Annotated in this window: 3 protein-coding genes; all 3 read right to left on the bottom strand. The window is 66.6% G+C overall.

All coding sequences use genetic code 11. The annotated features are described in order from the left end of the window. Positions 1 to 213 (bottom strand): AAA family ATPase (locus IBX53_RS15390; protein ID WP_290911034.1); only part of this gene is annotated, 213 nt, incomplete at its 3' end. Positions 214 to 255: 42 nt separating this feature from the next. Next, on the bottom strand, positions 256 to 2,121 hold the full coding sequence (locus IBX53_RS15385; RefSeq protein WP_290911032.1) for an SEC-C domain-containing protein: 1,866 nt from the start codon (positions 2,119 to 2,121) through the stop codon (positions 256 to 258). A gap of 55 nt (positions 2,122 to 2,176) precedes the next feature. Then, on the bottom strand, positions 2,177 to 3,502 hold a 1,326-nt coding region (gene rimO, locus IBX53_RS15380), incomplete at its 5' end, for a 30S ribosomal protein S12 methylthiotransferase RimO (protein ID WP_290911029.1).

Genomic DNA, 3,502 nt, shown 5'->3' with positions numbered 1-3,502 from the left:
AAACAGCGCTTCGCGGCCCTCGAAGAGGCAGCGCAGGGTGTCTACCAGCAGGCTCTTGCCGAAGCGCCGCGGCCGCGAGAGGAAGTAGTACTTGCCCTCTTCCACCAGGCGGTGGATGTGGGGTGTCTTGTCGACGTAGTAGTAGCCGCCCTCGATGATGTCGGCGAAGGTCTGGATGCCGATGGGCAGCTTCTTCTTGCGGGTGCGCGTCAAGGCAACCTCCGGTAGGGGCAAGCGTCGTCAAGGATAGCAGAGTTACCTCAGCCGCTTCTTGATGCTGTCCATCCAGCCAAGCGCACCCGGGGTGGCCTGGAAGAGGTCGCGCATCTCCTGGCGGTAATACCACGCCTGATCGGGGCCACCGATGGTCATGCCCTGGGGGTTGAGCTTCGGCGGCTTGCGCTTGTTGGCGACCAGGTAGTTGAGCACCTTGGGTAGCGTCCTATAGGCCTGGGAGAGGGCCTTTTCGGCGTCATGCAGGCGGTTGAGTCGCACCAGGGCCAGCACCCGGCCATAGCGGGTCTCGGCCAGGGCGTCGTCCGGAAACCGCTCGCAGATGGCCAGCGCCGCTTCATCCTGCCCCTCGCGCAGCAGGGCGTTGACCAGCGGGGCGCGCACGCCCAGGTTGTCGTTCGGGCAGAGGGCCAGCAGCCGCGAGAGGCCGCGAATGGCGGCGCTCTGGCCCTCCTGGTCGAGGGCGTGCTGCATCATCAGCCTGAGCAGGGGGCGATGTTCCAGCCACGCCCAGGGCAGCTGGCCGCCCTCGGGCAGGGCGTCCAGAACATGGGCAATCACTCGCTCCTGCTGCCGCTGCAGCGCCTTGTTGAACTGCTCGTGAGCGGTGCTGAAGGCAGCGCCGGCAAAGGCGTCGAGCTGCTGCAGGAAATCGGGGCTCTGCAGCAGCGCCGGATGCTGGCGGATCAGCTCGGGATCCAGCGGATCTTGACCCTCGCCGGCCTGGTAGAGGACCGCCTGGGCCCGTTCGACCTCGGCTGGCAGCATCAGCACCCACTGGGTTCCATCGCCATCGGGGCCGGGCGGGCCCGGTTCGAAAGTGACCGGGTAGAGCGGCTGGCGGAGTGCGGCCTTCAGCAGGCCGGCAACCGGCCTCAGTAGCTCATCCGGCGCGCCGAACAGGGCCATCAGGCTGTCGTCTTCCGGGGGGGCATCGGCGAACGCTTCGGGCTCATCCTCGTTATACGGGATGTCGTCCGGCAGGGTGGCCAGGCTGGCCTGCTCTTCGAAGAAGGCGATGGCATCCTCGAGCCCCAGCTCCCGGGCAACCGGCAGCCACTCCTGGGCGGTACGCTGGGCCTCGGCATCGGCGCCGATATCGCGCAGGCAGACCACCTTGAAGAGGCCGTTGGCCAGGTTGTCCGGGTCCAGCGTCTCGGCCTGGTGGAGCAACGCCATGGCTTCGGCGGGGCGGCCATCCAGCAGCGCCTGGCCCGTCAGCCAGTGGAACGCCTCGGCGGCGGCCGGCGGCTTAAGGATTGGGAGCAGGTCGCTCAGCGCCTTCTCGCCGGCCGATTGATGGCCGAGGGCGTTATAGGCGTCGCCCAGCAGATGGACGGCCTGGGCCTGAATGTCGGCCTCCAGGCCTCCTTGCTTGAGCAGTTTCAACAGCTGGGTGCGCGCCTTGCCGGGGTGGTTGTCATCCAGTTCCAGCTCGGCGAGCACCAGCCGCAGTCTGGGCGGTGCCTTGCTGGCGGCTTCCTTGCGCTGCTTGGCGGTGAAGAGTGACGCGGCGATACGCAGCACCGGCAGCTCGTCGTTGAGGCCCAGGGGGAGTTCCTGCTGCAGCGGTTGGCAGCAGCGCTTGAACTTCTTGCCCGAGCCGCAGGGGCAAGGGTCGTTGCGCTTCGGCGCAGGAAGCGGGTCCGGCCGGAAGCCCCGCGAGGGCAACGGCGCGTTGTCCCAGAGGGTGCGCGCGATCGGCCAGAAGGGCATCTGCGGATCGAACCATTCGGTAACGCCGCTGTGTCGGGCGATCTCATCGAGCGCTGCGAAGTAGGCGTCGGCACTCTCATGCTGGAGGATGTGCCGTAATGACGCCTCCAGGAAGGCGTCGATGCTGATTTCGAGCTCTACAGGAATCTCGGGAAGATCGGCGTCAACCATCGGTACCTTGTCTCTACTGTCAAGTTCGTGATCGAAGGTCATGAATCCTCTACGCTCAGGCGTTAACCACCTCGGCCCAGAGGTCATACTCGTCGGCATGGGTGACCCGTGCCCGTACGATCTGGCCGGGGCTGAGTTCCTGGTCGGATTCCAGGAACACCATGCCGTCGATCTCCGGGGCGTCGGCGTGGCTGCGACCGATGGGGCCCTCGTCGGTGATCTCGTCGACCAGCACCTCGATCTCGCGGCCGATCTTGGCCTGCAGGCGGGCGGCGGAGATCTGCTGCTGGTGGGCCATGAAGCGCTCCCAGCGCTCCTGCTTGACGTCGTCCGGCACCGGCTCGAGATCCATGTCGTTGGCCGGGGCGCCGTCGACCGGGGAGTACTGGAAGCAGCCGACGCGGTCGAGCTGGGCCTCGGTAAGCCAGTCGAGCAGGGTCTGGAAGTCTTCCTCGGTCTCGCCGGGAAAGCCGACGATAAAGGTGGAGCGGATGGTGAGCTCCGGGCAGATTTCCCGCCAGCGCTTGATGCGCTCGAGCGTCCTGTCCTCGAAGGCGGGACGCTTCATCGCCTTGAGTACCTTCGGGCTTGCGTGCTGGAAGGGGATATCCAGGTAGGGCAAGAGCTTGCCCTCGGCCATCAGCGGGATCAGCTCGTCCACGTGCGGGTAGGGGTAGACGTAGTGCAGGCGCACCCAGATGCCGAGCTCGCTGAGCGCCTCGCAGAGCTCGGTCATGCGGGTCTTCACAGGGCGGCCGTTCCAGAAGCCGGTGCGGTACTTGAGGTCGACCCCGTAGGCGCTGGTGTCCTGGGAGATTACCAGCAGCTCCTTGACGCCTGCGCGCTTAAGCCCCTCGGCCTCGCTCAGCACCTCACCCACCGGGCGGCTGACCAGCTTGCCGCGCATGGAGGGGATGATGCAGAAGCTGCAGCTGTGGTTGCAGCCCTCGGAGATCTTCAGGTAGGCGTAGTGGCGCGGGGTGAGCTTGACGCCCTGAGGCGGCACCAGGTCGATGCGCGGGTCGTGATCCTGGCGCGGCGGTACGACGTCGTGCACGGCACCCACCACCTGCTCGTACTGCTGGGGGCCGGTCACCGCCAGCACGCTGGGGTGCACGTCGCGGATGGCACCTTCCTCCACGCCCATGCAGCCGGTGACGATCACCCGGCCGTTCTCGGCGATCGCCTCGCCGATGGCATCGAGCGATTCCGCCTTGGCGCTGTCGATGAAACCGCAGGTGTTGACCACCACCACGTCGGCGTCGTCGTAGCTCGGGGTGATCTCGTAGCCCTCGGTGCGCAGCTGGGTGAGGATCCGTTCGGAATCCACCAGCGCCTTGGGGCAGCCGAGCGAGACGAAACCGACCTTGGGTGTGGACAT

This window comes from Halomonas sp. (assembly GCF_014859505.1).
GTDB lineage: Bacteria > Pseudomonadota > Gammaproteobacteria > Pseudomonadales > Halomonadaceae > Halomonas.
The sequence above is the reverse complement of the archived record's forward strand: the minus strand, read 5'-3'. Positions and strand labels throughout refer to the sequence as shown.

Excerpts from the sequence above, each read along its gene's own strand:
- IBX53_RS15385 (WP_290911032.1), bottom strand. The coding sequence starts at position 2,121 with ATGGTTGACGCCGATCTTCCCGAGATTCCTGTAGAGCTCGAAATCAGC.